Here is a 19,754-nt window from a genome sequence, read left to right as displayed (position 1 = left end):
CATCAGCTCCTTTCCGGTTCTTTCTTTTTCTCCGGCGTCTTAGGTTCCGCTTTTGCCGCCTGTTTCTTTGCGTCGTCAAGCTGCTCCCGTAGCGACACATCCCGCTTTGCCTCCGGCTGCCGGGTGCCGCCAAAGAAATCTGGCAGCTCCTTAAATCCAATGCTGTCTACATAGTAGGCGGTGTCGCTGCCCTTTTCGTGGAGCACTACCACATCAGAAACAGAAAGGGAATGGCCCTTAAAATCCTCCGGGTGATCGATGTTAAAGCGGGTATAAATATCTTCCAGTGTTTCGCCGGGCGAAAGTTCTGTCGCATAGACCATTTGGTAATTGTCCCTGTCTACCGGGAGTCCTTTCTTTTCCAGCCAGTCAAGAGACATAAAGCGCAGGTCGTCGGTGCTGTCCGATAAGTCAAGCTGGTAAATGGAGTAGGCGCTGATCCCGTATTCCTTTTCATAGGCGGCAATGCGATTCAGCAGCGGCCCGGCCTCAACATCCAGATGTTCCTCCTGAATGACAGTTGCCATCCTCATGCGTATCTTTCCGGTCTGCCCGGAAAGGAGTTCGTCCGCTATGCGCTCTTTTTCCTCATGGAAATCGGGGTGCATATCCGCATAAGCGTCACTGTGCTGCCGCAGGAACACATCCAGGTCAAAGGCAAGGTCTGTGGAATCGTCCAGCCGCATTTCTTCCCGCTGCGCCTCTTGTGCGGCCATTTGCGCCCGCTGTGCCTCCTGTTCTTCGGAAGGGACCGGCTGCTTGACCGCCAGGATTTTCCCGGCAATGCGGACAAACTGCTCCGGGTGCTCAAACTGCTGCCGGTATTTCTCCATAAGGTCTGCGGGAAGGTCTGTAAAATCTTCCTCGCCAAGCCCGCAGAGAAAGAAATTCCCTGCAACAATATCATAGATATTGCCCTCATCATCACGGAGAGCACGGTTTAGGGGAAGCCCCATATATTTGCCTTCTTCGTTACAGATCAGGGCAACCGGGTCATCGTAAGGGTAAACAGCCTGAATGTCCCCGCCGACAGCGGCCTGCAATGCCTCCAGACCTTCGCCAATATCCACCGCATAGGGGACTTTTCCAGGCTCCACCATTAACACGTTCATAGCTGCATATCCTCCTTCTTTTTTGTTGCCGCAGGAGCAGCGGGTGCTTTCTCCTGGGATTTTGCTGCCGCCAGTTTCCCCAGCACGGAAGGCTTTCCCGTCTTTTCGGGCAAAGAAATACCGCCCTCCGAAACCTCGGCGGCGGTGTGTTCTGCCTTGACCGGCTCCTGACCCTCCACGGTATAACCGGGAAGGAGGGCACCATTGACGGTAAAGTGGCGTTCATATTCTTTCGGAATCTGCGGGGAGATTTCTGTAAACAGGTGGGAATAGGCTTTCTTGCGCCCCTCCAGATATTTCATAGCAGCGGCTTTGTCGGTATAGCGTTTCTGGTTCTGTCCGGCAAGATGTATATTGTGACCGTCCTTCGGTGAATTCAAGTACAAATCCCAGGTCACATACCATGCAGTCGGAACCATAACCTTTTTGATACGGTCATAGCTGGTGTCCTCCCTGATCCGGCAGCTCATTTTATAGACTTTGTTGCTGATTTCTTCCCAATCACTGTTATTTCGATTGGGCTGCCACTGGTTTGTGGTATGCACAACCTCCGGGGTCCGCAGATATTCCAGCGCACGGTTCAATTTCTGTGTGACCGCCGCCTGCTGTTCCCATTGCTTTGCCGCTGCCTGCACGATTTCAAAGGCTTTCTGCTCGCCGTCCATGCTGTCCTGACGCAATGCCTCCAGTGCATCCGCACCCTGCGTAATCAGGGAAGAAATATCCACGTCCTCGCAATATACGCTGTGCTCAAATTTGAGCTGGCTGCCTTCCGTCAGATAATCAAAGCGATAAACTTTGTAGTCCTTGTTTTCTTCCAATGTTTCACCTCCTTAAATTTCCGGCGCGTGGGACTTTTTGGGAGCCGCCTGCGCCGGCGTACTTCTTTCTTCCGGTCTTGCCGCCGCAAGCTGCCCGATCACCGAAGGGCGTTCCATCGTAAAAATCGAAATTTGCTCATTTTCAGCCAACGGTACAGCCTGCACCGCAAGAGGCAGCGTTGTTTCCGCATGGGTAAGGGTGTGCTGTAATTTCAAATCTGCCACGATCTCGTCAAACACCGCATTGATCGCCCTGCGTTCCTCACCCTGGGGATAGGCTTTCAAAACCTCTGTTTCCCCGGATTTATCCATAACGAGGGCTACAGCGCAATCCGCATGGCCTGCCAGATAATCAGAAGCATAGGGCAGCTTATCCTTGATATAACAGGCAAAAGCCCTGGCCGTCATTTCTGTGTTGCTGTCCCAATAGCCGCCGTCTTTTTCGCATTCCTTTCCCATCCTCACAGAATTGCGGTAGTAGTCGGTCTCTGTCCGCCCGATCTGCGGGGTTTCCTGTCCCTGCATCCCGTGAAGCATCCGCTCGAACATTTCCAAACGGTCACGTTCACTTTTGGGGATCACATGGCCGCTGACGGATTTCTTTAAGGCGCTGATCTTATCCACAGAACCGACTTCCCCGGAAAGGAAAGCGTCTTTTAATGCTGCGTACTGTGCCAGCGTCCTTTCATCACCATGCCGTTTCAAGGAGCCAAGCACCGCCGAATCCAGCCAGCTTGCCGCGTTTTTCTTTGTCCGGCTGTTCTGTGCCTCGGTACGTTTGGCCGCCTGTTCCGGCGTCTCCGGTTTGTACTTCATGGTATCAATGAGCTTTTGAAACAATGGGTAAAGGCGGGGTTGTTCTGAGAGCATCCCTTTTGCGCCCATCTTTGCCCCCAGGTAGTCGTCAAAGCCGTGCCACCATTCATGCGCCAGGGAACCGGCGCCGTGCATCTTCGTAAGGTTGATGACCTTGCGGAGCGGTTCATAATGGGCCGCGGCGTTGCCGCTGCCTCTGGCACCGAAAGCAATAGCAAGCGTGCCCCCAAAGGCAATATCCTGATCGCTGATCTGTAAAGCAGCCGCCAGGTCTTTCAGTGCTTCAAACCCCATGTTCAGGGACGCCTGCCGGTCATTCTGGTTCATCCAGTTTCCGAACTCACCGCCGCGGAAGCCGAAAGTATCAAGATAATGCTGCCCGGTGATCTCCTGACCGCTCCGGTAGTCCGGTCCTGTCCTTCTCACATGCGCAAGCTGCGGAGGGGTAAACCGGACCTTTCCGCCTTTGCTTCGCTGCCGGGCAAAATCCTGCACCCATTTCAGGGCTGTCTCACGGGATTCAAAGTTCGTCTGCAAAATGGAATATCCCTTCGTCACATAATAAGTGCCGGGTTTCCAGTCGTTATTTCTGGAATAGGTGTTTTTCCCGTCATTGAAGTGAATCGCGTAGCCCCTTGGCACCTTCTGGTCTTTGGAAACGCCAAACTGTTCCTGCTGTGCCTTCTGCGTAAAGTTCCGGTCAAAGTGAGAAGCAGAGCGGATATATAGAGTCTGTGCCAGCTTATTGGTAATGACCGGGTTATCCTGCCCTTTCTTTGTGGCACGGTAATGGATTCCGCTGGCCCAGCCCTGCACCTGCTCCACATATCCATTCTGTATCAGAAAGCGGTCATAGGCTTGCATGGCGTCATCCAGTGTACGCACATCCTCGATCACGGCCTGTAGCTGCCGGATGGTCTCAATATATTCCTCCTGTCTGGCACGCTTAAGCTCAGGGGTCGTGTCGCTGTACCGGTACTGGGGAGAAGCCCCCAGGCTGTCCCGCGCTTTTTTGATGAAGTAGACAACACCGAGGGGGACACCATCGTCAAGCATGGCCTGATAGTCCGGTTTCTTCCAGACATTATCCTTCTTGACAAATTTCTCTGCCTCCCGCTCATTCATGCCGCCCAGGTCATCCACATATAGGCCGCGGTCTTTCCAGAGGTCTTTTTTCGCGCCTCCGATCTTTTCCCCAAAATCTTCATGCTGTAAATTTTCTGCCAATCGGTATCACCTCCAGTCTGTGCAAAAATTTACCGTTCCGGCGTGGAACGGCTTTTCTCTGATTGATGAAGTTTCGGGCGGTTCCCTGCGAGCCGGTCCGTTTCCCTGCGTACCAGGGCATCTACCGCGCCCAAATCCTCCGGGGCAACGGCAAATTCCCGGTAGTTCTCATACCATAAGCCTGCCCGGACCGCCGCAATAGGGGGTATCTTTTCCGGACCGGAAGGGAGAAGCCGGTAAACCGGCGCTTCATCATAAAGAAGCATCTGCCGGGCCGTACCCAACGGTATGCGGTACATGTCTGTATCGGGATTCTGTGCCGCCTCCATATAGCCGACGTTCAGAAGTTCCTCCAAATCCTGAGCCATGTAGGAAAACGCCTGCTCCTTCCACTGGCTGAACATACCGGAATAGTGGTGCTGCCATTCTGTGACCTGCTCCGGCCTGTAGCAGAACCCCCAGCTTTTCAAGGCGTCTTTTTCGCAGAGCTCCATAGAGTGCCATTTTTTCAAGGCTGACTGTTTCCATGCGTCCATTTGGGCGATATATGTCAACACCATAAGGGGAGAGAGTATTTCTTTTCACGTCCTGGCGCAGCGTATCTAAGTCCAGCATCATAACGTCACCGTACAGGCGGCCATCCTCTTTCCGGTCCGTGTGAAACAGGAAAGCCCTTGCCCCGATATATTCCGTTGTAAAAATCATCTGGTGGAGGTCTGCCGTGGAACAGTAGGCGTGCAGGGCATCCGACAGCCACATGTGGTTTTTCCCCATAATGGCAACCGAATCCGTTCCGGTATTCGTCACCAGGGAATGTATATTAAATTCTGATTCCCGCAGGAAGTCGCCCGCGAAGATATGGAGCTCATAAGCAAATGTAATAAGGTCCGTGTCGCGGATCAAATGAATCTGCGGAAGCGGTTCATTGTTCAATCAAATTCCTCCTTTCACTCTGAACCTGATAATTTACCGGCTGTCCTTGTCGCGGGAAGGAGCCGGCTGCTTTTTCGCCGGTTCCACTTTTGCCGCCTGCTCCCGCATGGCTTTCAAAACAGAGGGACGGCGCTCTGCGGACTGTTCCAATCTCTCCAACATGTCCAGTGCTTTTTCCGCACTCTTTTTCACTGTCCCCATGCACGCACGGCTGGCGCGGTAAGGAGCCTTGACATACTGGGCAATCTCACCACCGGTCTTTGCCTCCTGAACCGGCTCTTTTCCCATCAGCGCCAGGCGCATATTTTTCAGGTGTTTCCCAGCCTCGTGGTACTCGGACACAAAGGCGTCAATCTTTGCCATTGCCCGGTTACTGGCCTGCTGATGATTTTCCGCCCCCTGGTAAATCGTTTCTAATGCCGGTTTCAGGTGAAGAAAATGGGTGATCCCATTCAGGGCAGCAACACCGCGTTCCTTAAAATCCGCCAGGATATGCTTGCATCCCTCAACGATCCGGCCTTTCAGTTCCGATAATTTCTGCTGCATGGAAGTGACATTCGCCTCCAATGCCTTGCAGGTCTTTTGAAGGGAGGCTTTCAGGGAATGATCCTGCATTTTCAGCAAATCCTCCCGCATAGCCTCCAGTTCTCCAAGTGCAGCGGAGAGACGGCTTTCCATCGTTGTGACAGATTCAATGAGTTGCGCAAAGTCCTCATAACCCGCAGCGTTGTGTTCCTTTAGGAGCGCAAGCAGCGCTTTCACCTGTTCATTTTCAGCAATGGGCTGTTCCATCGCATCGACAGGCTGTGTGATTTCCTCTGCCATTTATGAATCCCTCCCATTCTCCGGGTGCTGCCCGCCGGCAATCTTACTTACGATTTCCGGCCCGGTCTCATAAATCTGCATCAGGCGTTTCGCCGTACCGCTGGGCTGAACGGCGCCGCTGGTCCAGAACCGGACGGTAGAGGGCGTAACATTCATCAGAAGTGCAAAGCCCTTTTCATTCATATCCAATTTTTTCATCAGAGCCTTAACCATATCGGGGCCATATTCCGGGCACCGGGCGGCCTCGGCGATCATCTGCAAAGCGGTATTTTCTGTTTTCGTCATAGTGAAAACCTCCTGTTATTCTGGCCCCGCTGTTAAGCCGGGGCAAAACTGATTTTGTTGTGTTCCATCCTCCGGGAAAATTCCCGAAGGGAATATTTCACGCCGTCAATCTCCGCATGGGTCTGATCCAGACGCCGGCAAAGAGAAAAATGCCGGTCTCCATTCCCATAGTGCAGACAGAGAAGGCCATTATCAGGAATCGAAAACAGCGCCTTTCCCGCGCTGTCCGTAAAGCAAATCTGCTGTGCTTCATTCATACCAAAATCCCCCTTAAATTGAAACTGCCGCCTGTTTCTGGCGGCATTGTAGTTGGCGGTCCCTGATCTGTTCCCTGGTATATAGCAGCTTTTCGTTATAGTCCTTTCCGATGCGGGGTGGGTTGACGCCTACCCGGATATGCTTAAAACGCTGATCCTCATGGAGCATGGCTTTGATTTTCCGGGCATTGGTAAGGCCGCCAAAATCATTGTCCATGTAAAGCGTGACCCGCTTTATTTCCGGGTGGCGTTCCAGAAATGCGGTCAGCGCCACATGGGAAGTGCCTCCCAGGGATAAGCGGTAGCCATCCCATTTCCAGCCTTCAAGATCCTGCAGCGTGGCATGGGAAAGGGCATCAATGGGGGCTTCAAAAACAGCCACATGGCGGCTGCCCGGATTCCGTGGCGGGTAGCAGAAGCTAAATTCCTTGTCACTGCCGTAAACATCCTTTCTGAGATTGCCGGTGATACTGCGCATACAGGCAAACTTCGCTTTCCCCGCGTCGTCCTTCCCGACAAACACACAGACCGGTTCGCCATGATACCGGGCCTCATAGAAAAGTCCGTTCCGAAAGCACCGGCGGATCACATCCGAGCTGATCCCGCGCCGCTGTAAATACGAAACAGCAGAGGTAGCACATCTTCTGGCCCAGGGAAGATAAAAAGGCTTTTTTTCCGGTTCCTTTTTCGGAGGACTTGTAGCTGCCGATTTCCGGTAAGACGATTCCCTTTGAATATCCCCGCCAATCAGCCGGTTCACCGCATCTACCAGACCATACCCCCGAATCTCAATCAAATAGTCCAGGGCGTTGATCCTGCGTCCCCGGCTATTCCAATACCAGTAATCTTTTCCGGTAACATAGACCAGGCTGTCATGCTCCTTATGCCGGTAGTTTGCTCCATCCCGTTTGAGTACTCCTGGTTCATGGGACTGTATATACGCAAACAGGTCAGACTCACGTGCCTGTTCAATCTGTTCCTGGGTTACGCCCGGCATGGTGCCGGCACGGATTTCTGATTCATCGTGCTTCGCCTCCTTCCTGCGATGATATGAAAAAGACGCCCGAAAGCGCCTAACAGCCGTACAGGTCATGGTTGACCTCCGCACGGTAATAGCTATCCATCGTTGCCGGGGCATTATACAGCGCCGCCAGCAGATAAGCCTTGATATTGTTGACTTTCGTAACATTCTTGTCGATACAGTCAAAGACATACTCCAAGTGGCCGGAATTGATCTTTAAGAACCGGCTCCTGACAACCTCCCGTGGGAAGTCATCTCCGGCAATGCGGATATATGACCGTCTTGACAGCACCGTTTCCAGCATGAGCTCCACAGTCTCGTCCATGCGTTCCCTCCCATATCGGGGAACCAAGAAATCATACTCAACATTCTCTTTGATAATTTCTCGATATGCCTCTGCCATATCCATCCTATCAATCCCATCCTGGCGGCCTGCCGTTTCCGGCTCTGCCGGATAGATTGACTGATGTGTTCTTGATATATCCGTTTTTGATTTTTTAGTCCTTTGTGGATCAGTATTTAATTGTGCGGGATTTTCCTGTTCAGGTTCCGCCTGTTCAGGTTTTGCCTGTCTTGGATTTACCTGTCTTGGATTTTCCCGTTTAGGTGGAACACCTTGTTTTACGCCAGTTGCGGGCTTTTCATGGATCGTATACTCAATATCTCCCAACTGTCCGTTTTCATAGCGGAGGCGCTGCCTGGTGAGATACCCGTGCCGCTCCAGCTCCTTCAGGGCGGTAGTAATGGAATCCACGCCATCCCTGCAAATGTGGGCCAGCCCCTTTGTGGTATAATCCCAATCTTCCGGCAGCGACAGCATAAGGGAAAGAAGCCCCTTCGCCTTTAAGGACAGTTCCGTATTGCGCAGGTGGTGATTGCTCATAACCGTAAAGTCCTTCGTTTTCTCTACACGGAATACAGCCATTTCACAGCCTCCTTTCTTCGGTTATTCCGTTACAAAACGCGGTCCCTGCGGTCATAATGGAGATGGCCGCCTGAGACCTTCGCATGGTTTTTCAGTTTGACTTCACCCCGTTCCTGGCTCTCTAAGAATTTCTGATAGCCGGCCTCCGTAAGAAACAGGCGCATCTTATCGCCCTTGTCCCCAACAGGGGAAGCATAGGACAGCACATCAAAGACGATCATGTGCTTTACCTCAGGGTCAAACCGTTCCAGCCCCATAATGTCATGTCCTTTTAATTTCTCTGCGCCGGACTGCTGCCTGGCCTCGGCGATCCTTTCCCCGATGGTCCGGGGCGGGTAGGGCAGCCGGTAATTTTTCTGAATGTCCCGCACCAAATCCATGCACTCGCGATCCGATAGGACACGCACCTTTGCCATAAGGCTTTCCGCTGTCTCCCGCAGCTCGGAATTGTTTGAGTAGCGCACGGTCATGTAAAGCTCATTCAGGACCTTTGCCTGACAGTCTCCTTCGGCCTGAAAGAGCATCTTTTTTTCCATTTCGTTCAGTTCCACGTGTGGCTCCTTTCTTCTAAAAATCTGCATGAAAAAAGGGCGTCCACCTAATAAGATGAAACGCCCACGGCAATCAGCGGTCAGGCAAAATGCCGGACCGCTGGCACTATTCAGTTTTGTCGTTAATGTAACAGCCTCCTTTTTTCGTCAATTTTCTCGCCATATTTCAACTTGGGAAAAGGAATTGAATAGACGGCGACAAACGCTGAAACCCCTTGAAAATCAAGGCTTTTTCCGTTTGTCGTTATTATACCGTAATGGCACATCAATGCCTCCGTCATGCTGGCCCTGGGCGTCCCCAATAAGTACGCCCAGGAGCGCATGGGGCACAGTACGGATAACATGCTCAAGACCATCTACCAGCACACCATGCAGGCTGAGGCCCAGCAGGCAGCGGAAAAGGTCAATAACTACTTCGAAGGCATTTTGCACACGATTTTACACACGGAACAAGGAAGTTCTTAGAGCCGCAGTCGATATATCGAATTTTTATCCCGGGTTCGAATCCCCGCTGGGTCACCACGTCGGAGCAAAGTCCGCTTTGCTCCGGCGCTTTTTTATGCTCATGCACAAAAAAGCGCCATCCGCCCGCTCCCTTGCTCCTCCTTTCCAAATCGCAACCGCTTGCGCTGGGTTGCGATTTGGTTCTAGGTGCAGACTTAAAGGCTTATCCTCGAAACCATTCACCCGTTTCACGTGGTCGCAAAGTCCGCTTTGCGACCACGCTTTTTTATGCTTACGCACAAAAATTGTCATCCGTCAGCTCTCTCCCATTCTCTCCAAAGTGAATCCACTGTGCTAGACTTCGATTTGGTTTCTGTCATCCCCTGCTCCGCTCCCCAGGAGCTTGACTAAGTTTTTACACAGACACGGTAGTGCGGCGTAAAAGAGAAGCATATACTGTACCCAGGAACGGACGAAAGCCGCGTCCGGATTGGAGTGGTCTGAATATGCTTCCCTGTCAAAACACCTGTGCGATGTATTGCGTTGGATGCCACAAGAGCTGCGGCCACTGGCGGGCGTTTCAGGAAGAGCAGCAGGTACAGCGCGCCGCCAAAAAGCGGTACTTGGAATACCACACGCAGCGCTGTATGCAGACCACCCGTCAACTTCTACGCCTGCAAGCCAGGCGCCCGATCTGGTAAAGGCAAAAAGTGGAGAGGGGACCGCCGTAGGGCGGTCCCCTCTCCACTTTTTTGTTTTCGGTCAGAGCACGATGGCGTTGACTGCCTCGATAAGGTCCACCACAGAGGACCTGGGTACCAGGGAGACCGGCTCCCCACCCACCACAGCCAGACACTGCTCGCCGTCGTAACGGTAGAGCTGGATCTGGATCTCCTGGACGTTCTCGTTGTCCAGGGTGACGGTGAGGCTGATCTCCTCCTTCTGGTCGGGGGATTCCTCCGTAAAGCTGGCGGCGGTGAGGCTCTCCAGAGCGCTCTGCAGATCGCCGATCTCCAGCTCCTCCTCCCCATAGGAGAAGGTCTTATTGTCCCCTGTCCCTTCCGAGGTGATCTGGTAGGTGCTCCCCTCCAGGGTGATCTCCAGGCCGGTAACATCGTCGAAGTCAGCTGCGAACACCTCCCGGTGACGCAGGTCGTCATATCCGGCCGCCATCAGCTTCTCATAGCTGGTGCCGGCGATCTGGTAGACGATCTTGGAGTCGCCGATGCGGACATAGGCGGTGATGTCCTCCTCGGTCTCCTCCGTATCGGCCTCTTCCGTCTCTGCCGCGGCAGCCTCACGCTCCGCCGGGTCCCGGCTGACGCTGATGGTGAAGGTCTCCTCAGTCTGGTTCCCATCCTCATCCTCATCCTCGGCGGTATACTGCACGGTGACCGTCAGTTCGGGGTCGTCCAGACCGAAGGCGTCCAGAGCCTCCTCCCCGGCGGTATAGGTCACATAGTCGTCGGGGGCCAGGCTGCTGATGGTGCTCAGATAGCTCTCCACCCGGCTGGTATCCAAAGGCAGCCAGGCATCGCCCTCCTGAGCGAAATGGTGGTCGTCGGCACAGGCAGTATAGGTGTTCTCCTCCTGACAGACCACCTCGTAGCTGTCCTCGCCGGAGAACTGGATGGAGGACACCTGGTCGAAGTCCGGGGTCTCGTCATTGTCGATCAGGTCGCGGATGGTGATTTCAAAGGAGTCCATGGGGTCGTTCTGGACCAGGTAGACATTCCCGTCCCCGATGGAGACATAGCGCTGGGAATCCATAGTACTGAAATCGCCCAATTGGATCTCATAGCTTGTATCGGCCGTGGCGATGTCTATGGTACATGCCGGGTCATCCAACCCATACTGGCCATAATCAGTGACGTCCTCGATGATAAAGGAGGCCCCAAAGGCCTGGAACTGCTCCAGCAGGGCGTTGATTTTCTCCTCATCCACGGGGAATGCCTCGTCATCGTCGTAGATCCAGTGCTCGTCCTTGTGGAAGGCCAGGGACTGGTCGTCGTAGCTCCAGGAGAGGGACTCCACAGCATCGGTATCCAGCTCCAGGATGACCTCGTCCGTATTGGCGATGCGCTCCTGCTCCTCCTGGTAGTGGACCACGGCGAAAGCCGCCACGCAGACCACCGCCAGCACACCCAGCAGGACATAGATCCGTTTAGCCCGCTTCATTCTGCTTCCTCCTTCTCTTCAGGATGACACCGATGCCGATGCACAGGTAGCCCAGGGGGAAGACGCCGATCATGAGCACCTTCAGCAGGGAGGCGGTGGAGTCACTGATGCTCAGGTAATTGTAGTTCAGGGACTTGCTGCGGATGGCCATGGCCTCGCGCTCGCCGATGAGGGAGGAGAGGGCATTCATGGCCAGGTCGGAATTGGAACCGGCGGACCAGGCGTTGTACATATCCTCCAGGAAGGTAGAGGAGGAGAACCAGACGATCTGCCCATCGTTGTCACAGGCGATGGAGACCGCCACAGCGAAGGGCCCGTCGATGTCGCCCTCCTCCTTCTCATAGGTATCCAAATCATAGCCGGCGATCTTGCTGAAGGCAGACTCCGAGGTGGTCATCAGCTCGGTGACGGCGTCGGTGGCGTTGTCCAGGATCAGGCCCTGGGAGATGGGCATGTTGACATACGGCACCACCCTGGGATACACCATCACCAACGGTGAGGTGGATTACTCTACGCCCGGATCTATCCCTCCCGCATCGCCGGTGTCACCCTGGACAAGGAGGATGTGCGCTATTACTCCCTGGATAAGAACGGCGACATCGACCGTCTCATTCTCAACGAGGTCACCGGCGATACGCTGGACTATGTCTATGTCACCTCCGCCGCCAGCAGCTCTATGGACATGAACACCTCCGGCACCTACCGCTACCTGCTGGATGGCCAGAGCCAGACCCTCAGCGGCAGCACCATCTATAATATCTCTATCGGCGGTGCCGCCCTTCTCTATGAGGACGGCGCAGTTAAGAACTTCCAGCAGCTCGAGGATGTGACACTCACCGAGCTCAGTGATCTCTATGCCATGGCAGGAAACCGGAAATATGCCCTGGCGGAGGATGTCCAGGTCCTCCTGAAGGACAGCTCCGGCAACTTCTACGCCACCACCCTCTCTGAAATCAACGCCGGCGATTACACCCTCACCGGTTGGTACGACGACCTCGGCTTTGCCGCCGGAGGCCGGATCCGCATCATCATCGCCGCCGCTGATTGACCTCTTTTCCTCTCCGAAAGGCCGGGTACCGGATAAAACGGTGCCCGGCCTTTCAGCCGCCTCAGAAAAAGTTCGACTTTCTGTCAAAAATGTGGTAGACTGTCACCCGGATCATGAGAATTTTAGGAGGAGTGCTCCCCATGCGTATGCGGAAGAAACCCAACCTCATCCCCCGGATGGAGCGTTGTGCGGACTATCAGATCAAGGACCCCCAGAATTGGCAGGGACACTGGCGGGACCTGCTCGCCCCGGAGTGCCAGCTGCGGCTGGAGTTGGGCTGCGGCAAGGGTCGGTTCACCTGTGAGACCGCCGCCGCCGAGCCGGAGGTCCTCTTCATCGCCATCGAGCGGGTCCCCGACGCCATGGTCATCGCCATGGAGCGGGCCAAGGCTATGGGCCTGATCAACGTCCGCTTCATCGACGCCGACGTGGCCAACCTCCAGTCCTATTTCGCCCCCGATGAGGTGGAGCGCATCTATATCAACTTCTGCGACCCCTGGCCCACCAACCGCCATGCCAAGCGCCGCCTCACCCACCCGGATTTTCTGGAGCGCTATCGGGGCGTCCTGCGGGACGGCGGTGATATCCACTTTAAGACTGACAACCGCGGTCTTTTTGAGTGGTCCCTCTTCCAGTTCCCCAAGGCGGGCTATGAGCTGCGGGAGGTCACCCGCGATCTCCACGCCAACGGGATCTGCGGCGTCATGACCGACTACGAGGAGAAGTTCCACAACCTGGGCACCCCCATCAATCGCTGCGTGGGCGTCAAACTCCACCGGGAGAAGTCACCCATTGAGGAAAATGTCCCGGAAACCGAATCCGCTCCCCAAGAGGACGAAACGGCCCCCCTTGCGGACTGATGCCGCCTGTTTCTCGCATCACAGCATCACAATCCGGAAGAGAAGCGCCTGTTTCCACCCGGCGCATATATCCGATGGGCAGGAGGATGTGACCACAGTGGATATCGATTACCAGGACCTCGTCCTGCTCAACACACGGCTGCGTGAGGAGGACATCCGCTACCGTGTGACCTATAAAAACCCCACCACCGCCTGTCTGGAACCTCCGGGCGCGTGCTGCTGCACTCCGGAGCGGCAGGAGGGGGCGTACCGGGTCATCCGTGACTACTACCAGAGCAAGGGCATCCAGGCCACCTTCTCCCAAGACGGTCTTTATTTCATCCTCTCTGAAATACCCTGAGGAGGGCGGCATTATATGCCGCCCTCCTCTCCTTTTTCACGCATCAAGAGTGGATTTCACCCCTTGGCTATGGTAAAATATCATAGAAATTACAGGAAAGCCTGTACCGGCTTGGGAAGGAAATTCCATGATCAAAATACTGTTCGTATGTCACGGCATTATTTGCAGAAATCTCTAAAATTCCCTGTAATATCAAGGTTTTTCAGGCTTGAAGGTAGTGCTACTACACCACTACTACACCAGTGAGTCTCGATGTGACAAAAATTTTGAAATCGAGGTCAAGCATATGAATGTTTCATATTAGGAAAACACACTGCCAGAAATGATGTGGCGGGCATCAGCCCGCCGCGGCGGGAATTTCAGAAATGTTAATTTCAATGTATTCGGCAATTCTGCGGAACTCGTCAGCAAACTTGAATTTCACGCTGATATTGCCGTTTTCGTAAACCTTGATGTAGTTTACAAGATCAATGAGGATTTCCCGGTTGAGCGTTTCAATGTTCTGGTGTTTCTTAAAGGCCACCAGCGCCGGATGCTCGCTGTCAACGCCGTTTGCCAATTCCGCCCGTTCAGCGGTCAGCCGTTCCAGCACATCGGAGAGAGAGCTTATTTGCCGTTCATAGTCAGCCTTCATCGTCCGGTAGTCCTGCTGGGTAATTTCCCCGTCTTTCCAGTCTTGATAAAGAGACTGCTTGTAGCGGGTAATTTTCGCCAGTTCCTTTTCCTTTGCGGCAATCAGATCGTCCAGTCGGAAAGACTGGCTTTTTTTGACTGGAGCCGAGTTGATACGGGCAAGTATCTCCGAAAAGGAAACGGCCAGATGTACCTGTTGACGGACGGCAAACAGGACGGCGGCCTCCAGCCGCTCATGCTTGATTGAGTGCATGGAGCAGGCGGCCCGGGAGCGGTATTTGTAGGTAGAGCAGGCGTAATACACATTTTTCCCGCTCTGGCTCCGTGTAATGGATTTTCCGCAATCCGCACAGCGGAGAAAACCGCTGAACAGATGGAGCTCCTTTTTCCGTGGGGCCGTCCGGGTGTCCCGTTTCAACAGGGCCTGCACCTTTTCAAAGGTTTCCCGGTCTATAATCGCCTCGTGGGTATCAGCCACCCGCACCCATTCATCCTCCGGCACCGCCTCAATTTCATGTACCTTATAGCTTTTCACACGGCGGCGGCCCTGTACCAAATCCCCGGTATAGATCGGGTTGGTAAGAATGTTTGTAAGCACCCGCTCTCCCCACATGGGATTGTCTGATACCGAACAGGAATAGGGCAGGCCCTTATTTTTTCGGTAAGTTGTCGGGCTGGGGATGCCGTGATCGTTTAGGTGGTAGACGATAGCCCGCCTTGTTTCCCCTTGCAAAGTCTTGTTATAAATGAGCTTTACAATCTCGGCGGCCTCGGGATCGACAATCAACTGGTGTTTGTCTTTCGGATCTTTTATGTAGCCGTAGGGAGCAAAGGAGCCGATGTACTGGCCGTTGCGTCGCTTATAGTCAAACACCTGGCGGATCTTCTTTGAAGTCTGATAGCAGTATTGATCGTTCATCACATTTGTAATCGGAACAATAATGCTGGAAACGCTGTCCGGGTTGAGGTAGCTGTCCACATTTTCAGCAAGACTGATAAAACGAACACCCATCTGCACAAACAGGTTATCAATCAGACTCCCCGCATCGCTGTAATTCCGGGCAAAACGGGAAAGGTCTTTTACCACAACACAGTTGATTTTCCCGCTCATTACATCAGCCAGAAGCCGCTGGAAATTTTCACGGTTGGCATCCGTCCCCGTGTGTCCATCGTCTCCTAATGTCAAGAGAAAACAAAAAAATTTATGAGATTTTTTGCCGGATTTTACGCTGATTCAGTAATTAAAGCCCTCGGAGAGTCAAGTCCGTGACGGAAAACACGCCTACACCCGAAGTATTCAAGTCTGCGATCCATGAGGCAGTCTGCATGACATCTCGCCCCAGGCGTGTCAAATCTTTTGTCAAAAGAGCGTCGGCCTGTCCTCGCCGGACAGCTTCCAGAAAATCATTCAGCCCAGGCCGGTCAAAGGTCAGGCCGCTGGCCTCGTCCTGGGATTCTCCCACAACATTGAGCTGATACTTTTCCGCAAAGCTGCGAAGATAAAGTAAATCGTTTTCCTGCTCTTTGAGGTTTTCACATATCCGATCCATGCCGGGCCATCGTCGGAATACCCTGTTTTCAGTTCTATATACATCAAATCATGTATCATGTTTATCTCACTATCCCAATTCAATTTCCCAGTAGCGATTACTCTTTGCAATCCATTTCCTTTGCCCAAGTCCTGGGGGAAAATAAGGCACAACTGTTGATGGAAGTATAGTACCCAATTCTTGCAACGGTGTACAAAGGGAACATAATAAAAAACTTAATAATGGACTGCCAATCTTACACAAAGTACCGCCCAAACGAGACTACGGGCGGTATTTTTGTATCTTGGCGGAGAAAGGAGGAACTTCCCACGGGGGCTTGACTGAAAAGTTGAGCCCCTTTTTTTACGCCCAAAAACAGGAGGTAAATGCTTATGGCAGATGATAAAACCACGAAAATGCCGGAGCAGCCGGTAACGGATACCGGGCCGGGCAAGGAAACTCCGCCCGAGCCGGAGAAAACGCCTACTCCCCCGGAGACCGAAAAAAAGACGGAACAGCAGGCAAAGAGCCCGCAGGTGTCCGTCTATGACTTCGCTGAAATTATGAAAGGAAAGAAAGCCGAGGAACGGGCGGCAGCTTCCGGCGGGGAAAAGCCTGCCCCGGCAAAAACGGAGAAACCGAAAAAACAGCCGGAGGCTCCGAAAAAGGCCGATGGAAAACAGGAAAAGCTCAAAGAGCCCGAGCAGCCGAAGCGCCGGGGCCGTCCTCCGAAAGAGGATAAGGACAAGGCCGCCGCTCCGAAGCCCAAGGCCGCCGCACAGAAAAAGCCGGAAAAGGCCCCAAAAGAGAAACCGGAGAAAAAAACGGCTCCCACGGTGCAGGCCGCTCCCGCTCCGAAAGAACCCGAGGGGCCGAAGGAGGCTCCCCGCCGTGGCGAGGAACAGATCGTATATATCAAGCTGAACGAGCTCCACGCCTTCAAAAACCATCCCTTTGAGGTCCGGGACGATGAAGAAATGCGGGCTATGGTGTCCAGCGTCAAGGACAAGGGCGTTACTACAAGGAGTGCAAAGGCAGGAAAAAACAGTGCCGGAAGAAATTCCGGGCGCTGATCGTGGAGCCCCGCCCTTCGGGCCATCGTAGCCCGAAGTCCTGAATGGACGCCCGGGAGCTGACCCGTGACGAGAAGAAGAAAATCCGTTCCCTTGTCACGGGGATGTGCGCCAACTATGACCGGGAAACGGGCCTGTGCCTGCCGCTGGACTGTGGCTGCTATATGCTGCACAAATGCTGGACGGGCGCTTACTGCCGGTATTTCCGGGAGGCCGTCTTGCCCCTCGACCCGGAGCTTCTTGCGGCGCTGACCGTGGAAGGCGGCTCCCCGGAGCTTCGGGCCTGTACGGTCTGCGGGCGGGCATTTTTACCCGAAGGCCGTCAAGCCTACTGTTCCGACGCCTGCAAGGCCGAAGGAAACCGCCGGAAAAGCCGGGAACGCATGAGGAAAATGCGGGAGAAAAGGCCGGGCGGCGGTTACGATTTGCCGCCCCGAAAGGCTTGATATTCCGGGCTTTTTTGAGGGCGTTTCCGGGGCGGGAATACTGCAACCCATCCCGCCCCGGTTTGCTCCCTCATTTCGTAACATACCTCACTTCGGACCATGTTGGCCCGAGGTTCAGAATAGAAGGAGGATCGCCATGCACGAAAAAGACAACTATCTGAAAACCGCCGAGCTCTCCACGGAGCAGAACTGCAACATGATCGACGGCGTACCCAATAACACGCCCATCCCGCCTGCGCCCCCGGAGCTGGACGCAAAGCCGCTGGACAAAGTGAAGGAGCCCAAAGAGCGCAGAAAGGGCCGGGATCTGGAACGCTGATGGAGAACCGAAAGCGGAATGTCCATCTGCACGTCATGGTGACGCCTGACGAGCTGGCGGCCATCCATGAGCGGATGGCCGAAGCGGGCATTTCCAATGCCGGCGCTTATGTGCGGAAGATGGCTCTGAACGGGTATATCCTGCACGTTGACCTTGCGCCCATAAAAGAATTGATCTCTCTGCAAAGGCGCTGTTCCAACAATCTCAATCAGGTCGCCGTACACGCGCACACCTACGGCGTGTACCCGGAGGAAATCGACGGATTGAAGCGGGACTATGAAAAGCTGTGGGGCGAGGTGTCAAAGGTGCTGCGGGAGCTCTCCGAGCTGGTAGCAAAGTAAGACGAGGGCGGCAGGTTTTTCCTGTCGCCCTTCCTTTTTTATTTTGATGATAACTTTTGCCTGCCATGACATTGATAACTTTTCTATATAGTCGTATAATTGTATTAATTGTAGATTCTGACAACATTTTTAAAGGAGGTAACTCGATGGCTTCCAGCAGTATTTTTATATATGAATTGCGTTCACCAGCAGAAATCAATGTAGAATCAATATATTCACGCTTGAAAGGTTATCCAGAAGATGAAAATACCTATTTTAATTTGGAAATGATTAGCGCCAATGAACTACTGGGCGAATATGTCATTGTCCAAAATGCTCAAGAATCTTATTATAACCCTGAGCAGAGAGTTTTTGAATATCGTATTGTTCCTAAAGCAAATGTTATTTCTTTCAGCATTACGGATGGTTTTTTGGAAATTTGGGGGAACAAAACTTCGGCAAACAAATTAGTATTTGAGCTATCGAATTTGTTAGCGCCTATTTCCATTAATAGTATCGAAGTTACGATTGACACTTTATTAGAAAAATTGAAAGGTTATAAGTTAAAAGTCTCTAAAGTGTGCTTTCAAGATTTTCTCTTTACGGAGGATATTGTTGGCAACTTTACTGTGGACCTCTCATCGTATGGAGATGCTTTTTCTATCCTTCAGAAATATAATGATAAAATTTCAAGCATGACTATTATTCTTTACTGTGATAATAGCTCAATTAAACTCCGAATTACTGCAAAGGGGCGAGTTACCGTTTATAAGTCTCGTTCCTCGATGGACGATGAAGAAATATTGTTTCTCCATCAAATTTTGCTGAATGGAGGTGAACATTGATGGGCGAACTTAGTCAAAGAATTGGGAAAAAATTAGAGCACTATGGAAATTCTATTTTTGAGCATTTGGAATGGAAGATTTTAGCTCAAGATGTTCAAATTGACTGCATAAGAGCTGCACATAAAAACGCAAAATCTTCTGACAAAAAAACGCATGGTGTAGATATATTAGCAGGGTATTATAATCCTTTCACTAAACGCCAAGAGGCCTTTATTATAGAATGCAAACATCGCGAATGGTCTAACTTTATTCCGAGTAATTTGTCATTATGGGTTGAGGAATTGTGTAATACTATTGAGTGTGCTTCAACATCTCCTGCCTTAACTACATATTTAGAAGAATATACTTTAATCGGTGGGATTTTACTATATAATTCAAGTGATAACATATACGAGATGGAACGTGCGTTAAAAAGCATTTCCCAAATTAAGGTTCCAAGACGTCGCCATCCTCTAATGATTTATCTTGCAGATAATAGTAGGCTTGAAAAATGGTATTCTTTTAATGCTGAAATCGCGAAAATTAAGCAAAACAGTATTGAAAATAGCTTTGGCATTATATATCCATCCATTGGTGGTTCTACCTGGGATCGTTCACCTGTAGTCACACCAACATATTTATTTTCCGACTACATCTTGGCATCCTATATTAAAAGTGCAACCAACCAAGGCGTTACAACAAAGGTTGATATAAAGGCCCTGTTTTGTTTTGAGCACGTTACAGATGATTCTTTAAAGTATTTGCAGGATATGATTAATGAATTACAATTAGAATCGAGAAGTGATCGTTATCAAGAAGTTCATTTCTATTTTTATCCTGAAACAGAAAAAGACATAGATCACATCAAAGAATCTTTTTCAAAAATGTTCGCAGAAAAAGATACTTTTAAATATTATCTGATGGACAATCGTCGTTTATCAAGAATCTATTATGAGTCATAAGGGAG

General features: G+C 52.2%; 24 protein-coding genes. 10 read left to right on the top strand and 14 right to left on the bottom strand.

Annotated features, from left to right (window positions below):
* Positions 1-2: 2 nt before the first annotated feature.
* The 10 genes from E0E29_RS19205 to E0E29_RS05450 all read right to left on the bottom strand — a co-directional run bounded on the left by E0E29_RS19205 (position 3) and on the right by E0E29_RS05450 (position 8,773).
* Positions 3-1,112 carry a DUF3846 domain-containing protein gene (locus tag E0E29_RS19205; protein WP_130848974.1) on the bottom strand — a complete coding sequence of 370 codons (1,110 nt, stop codon included), beginning with the start codon at positions 1,110-1,112 and terminating at the stop codon, positions 3-5.
* Positions 1,109-1,933, bottom strand: coding sequence for a hypothetical protein (locus E0E29_RS05490; protein ID WP_130848973.1), 825 nt, complete (start codon positions 1,931-1,933; stop codon positions 1,109-1,111). Before E0E29_RS05490 ends, E0E29_RS19205 begins: the two co-directional genes overlap by 4 nt.
* Before the next feature lie 12 nt (positions 1,934-1,945).
* The gene (locus E0E29_RS05485; RefSeq protein ID WP_130848972.1) at positions 1,946-3,976 is read right to left on the bottom strand and encodes an LPD1 domain-containing protein; all 2,031 of its coding nucleotides are present in this window, start codon (positions 3,974-3,976) and stop codon (positions 1,946-1,948) included.
* Between the two features lie 252 nt (positions 3,977-4,228).
* Complete coding sequence (locus tag E0E29_RS05480) at positions 4,229-4,909, bottom strand: hypothetical protein (protein ID WP_242622380.1); 681 nt, start codon at positions 4,907-4,909, stop codon at positions 4,229-4,231.
* 33 nt (positions 4,910-4,942) lie between these two features.
* Positions 4,943-5,734 carry a DUF6674 family protein gene (locus E0E29_RS05475; protein WP_130848971.1) on the bottom strand — a complete coding sequence of 264 codons (792 nt, stop codon included), beginning with the start codon at positions 5,732-5,734 and terminating at the stop codon, positions 4,943-4,945.
* Positions 5,735-6,019: a helix-turn-helix domain-containing protein gene (locus tag E0E29_RS05470; protein WP_130848970.1), complete on the bottom strand. Its 285-nt coding sequence runs from the start codon at positions 6,017-6,019 to the stop codon at positions 5,735-5,737. It lies immediately after the preceding gene.
* A 32-nt stretch (positions 6,020-6,051) separates the two neighbouring features.
* Positions 6,052-6,276: a hypothetical protein gene (locus tag E0E29_RS05465; RefSeq protein WP_130848969.1), complete on the bottom strand. Its 225-nt coding sequence runs from the start codon at positions 6,274-6,276 to the stop codon at positions 6,052-6,054.
* A gap of 13 nt (positions 6,277-6,289) precedes the next feature.
* A complete protein-coding gene (locus E0E29_RS05460; protein ID WP_242622379.1) occupies positions 6,290-7,369 on the bottom strand; it encodes a DUF3991 domain-containing protein in 1,080 nt (359 codons plus the stop codon).
* A complete protein-coding gene (locus tag E0E29_RS05455; protein ID WP_130848968.1) occupies positions 7,350-8,222 on the bottom strand; it encodes a DUF6017 domain-containing protein in 873 nt (290 codons plus the stop codon). Before E0E29_RS05455 ends, E0E29_RS05460 begins: the two co-directional genes overlap by 20 nt.
* Before the next feature lie 29 nt (positions 8,223-8,251).
* A complete protein-coding gene (locus E0E29_RS05450) occupies positions 8,252-8,773 on the bottom strand; it encodes a DUF5720 family protein (RefSeq protein ID WP_130848967.1) in 522 nt (173 codons plus the stop codon).
* A 279-nt stretch (positions 8,774-9,052) separates the two neighbouring features.
* Between E0E29_RS05450 and E0E29_RS05445 the strand changes: the two genes are divergently transcribed.
* On the top strand, positions 9,053-9,238 hold the full coding sequence (locus E0E29_RS05445; protein WP_130848966.1) for a hypothetical protein: 186 nt from the start codon (positions 9,053-9,055) through the stop codon (positions 9,236-9,238).
* Positions 9,239-9,979: 741 nt separating this feature from the next.
* On the opposite strand, the gene E0E29_RS05435 is transcribed toward E0E29_RS05445, so the two are convergent.
* Together E0E29_RS05435 and E0E29_RS05430 are read right to left on the bottom strand one after the other, a co-directional pair.
* Positions 9,980-11,395: a DUF4340 domain-containing protein gene (locus E0E29_RS05435; RefSeq protein ID WP_130848964.1), complete on the bottom strand. Its 1,416-nt coding sequence runs from the start codon at positions 11,393-11,395 to the stop codon at positions 9,980-9,982.
* Complete coding sequence (locus E0E29_RS05430; protein ID WP_242622378.1) at positions 11,382-11,849, bottom strand: hypothetical protein; 468 nt, start codon at positions 11,847-11,849, stop codon at positions 11,382-11,384. Before E0E29_RS05430 ends, E0E29_RS05435 begins: the two co-directional genes overlap by 14 nt.
* 111 nt (positions 11,850-11,960) lie before the next feature.
* Here E0E29_RS05430 and E0E29_RS05425 point away from each other — a divergent pair, with 111 nt between their 5' ends.
* From E0E29_RS05425 to E0E29_RS05415, 3 genes are all read left to right on the top strand, one after another.
* Positions 11,961-12,443 carry a hypothetical protein gene (locus E0E29_RS05425; RefSeq protein ID WP_130848963.1) on the top strand — a complete coding sequence of 161 codons (483 nt, stop codon included), beginning with the start codon at positions 11,961-11,963 and terminating at the stop codon, positions 12,441-12,443.
* Positions 12,444-12,583: 140 nt separating this feature from the next.
* The gene (gene trmB / locus E0E29_RS05420; RefSeq protein WP_130848962.1) at positions 12,584-13,303 is read left to right on the top strand and encodes a tRNA (guanosine(46)-N7)-methyltransferase TrmB; all 720 of its coding nucleotides are present in this window, start codon (positions 12,584-12,586) and stop codon (positions 13,301-13,303) included.
* Positions 13,304-13,391: 88 nt separating this feature from the next.
* Positions 13,392-13,643, top strand: coding sequence for an RDAC family protein (locus E0E29_RS05415; RefSeq protein ID WP_130848961.1), 252 nt, complete (start codon positions 13,392-13,394; stop codon positions 13,641-13,643).
* A 337-nt stretch (positions 13,644-13,980) separates the two neighbouring features.
* Here E0E29_RS05415 and E0E29_RS05410 read toward each other — a convergent pair whose 3' ends face one another.
* Both E0E29_RS05410 and E0E29_RS19200 read right to left on the bottom strand, forming a co-directional pair.
* Positions 13,981-15,462 carry a recombinase family protein gene (locus E0E29_RS05410; RefSeq protein WP_479723847.1) on the bottom strand — a complete coding sequence of 494 codons (1,482 nt, stop codon included), beginning with the start codon at positions 15,460-15,462 and terminating at the stop codon, positions 13,981-13,983.
* Between the two features lie 55 nt (positions 15,463-15,517).
* The gene (locus tag E0E29_RS19200; protein ID WP_130848960.1) at positions 15,518-15,826 is read right to left on the bottom strand and encodes a recombinase family protein; all 309 of its coding nucleotides are present in this window, start codon (positions 15,824-15,826) and stop codon (positions 15,518-15,520) included.
* A gap of 371 nt (positions 15,827-16,197) precedes the next feature.
* Between E0E29_RS19200 and E0E29_RS05395 the strand changes: the two genes are divergently transcribed.
* From E0E29_RS05395 to E0E29_RS05370, 6 genes are all read left to right on the top strand, one after another.
* Positions 16,198-16,878, top strand: a complete 681-nt coding sequence (locus E0E29_RS05395; protein ID WP_423202431.1) for a ParB N-terminal domain-containing protein — start codon at positions 16,198-16,200, stop codon at positions 16,876-16,878.
* A 44-nt stretch (positions 16,879-16,922) separates the two neighbouring features.
* Positions 16,923-17,324 carry a cysteine-rich VLP protein gene (locus tag E0E29_RS05390; RefSeq protein ID WP_102268374.1) on the top strand — a complete coding sequence of 134 codons (402 nt, stop codon included), beginning with the start codon at positions 16,923-16,925 and terminating at the stop codon, positions 17,322-17,324.
* A gap of 136 nt (positions 17,325-17,460) precedes the next feature.
* Positions 17,461-17,643, top strand: coding sequence for a DUF4316 domain-containing protein (locus E0E29_RS05385; protein WP_130848959.1), 183 nt, complete (start codon positions 17,461-17,463; stop codon positions 17,641-17,643).
* A complete protein-coding gene (locus E0E29_RS05380) occupies positions 17,643-17,984 on the top strand; it encodes a plasmid mobilization protein (RefSeq protein WP_021419845.1) in 342 nt (113 codons plus the stop codon). Before E0E29_RS05385 ends, E0E29_RS05380 begins: the two co-directional genes overlap by 1 nt.
* 146 nt (positions 17,985-18,130) lie before the next feature.
* Positions 18,131-18,808, top strand: coding sequence for a hypothetical protein (locus tag E0E29_RS05375; protein WP_092364966.1), 678 nt, complete (start codon positions 18,131-18,133; stop codon positions 18,806-18,808).
* On the top strand, positions 18,808-19,749 hold the full coding sequence (locus E0E29_RS05370; RefSeq protein WP_130848958.1) for a PD-(D/E)XK nuclease domain-containing protein: 942 nt from the start codon (positions 18,808-18,810) through the stop codon (positions 19,747-19,749). The genes E0E29_RS05375 and E0E29_RS05370 overlap by 1 nt, the downstream gene beginning before the upstream one ends.
* Positions 19,750-19,754: the final 5 nt, after the last annotated feature.

The sequence above is a fragment of the Intestinimonas timonensis genome (assembly GCF_900626145.1).
Lineage (GTDB): Bacteria > Bacillota > Clostridia > Oscillospirales > Oscillospiraceae > Intestinimonas > Intestinimonas aquisgranensis.
Note: the sequence above shows the minus strand (reverse complement) of the source record. Positions and strands in the feature narration are given on the sequence as shown.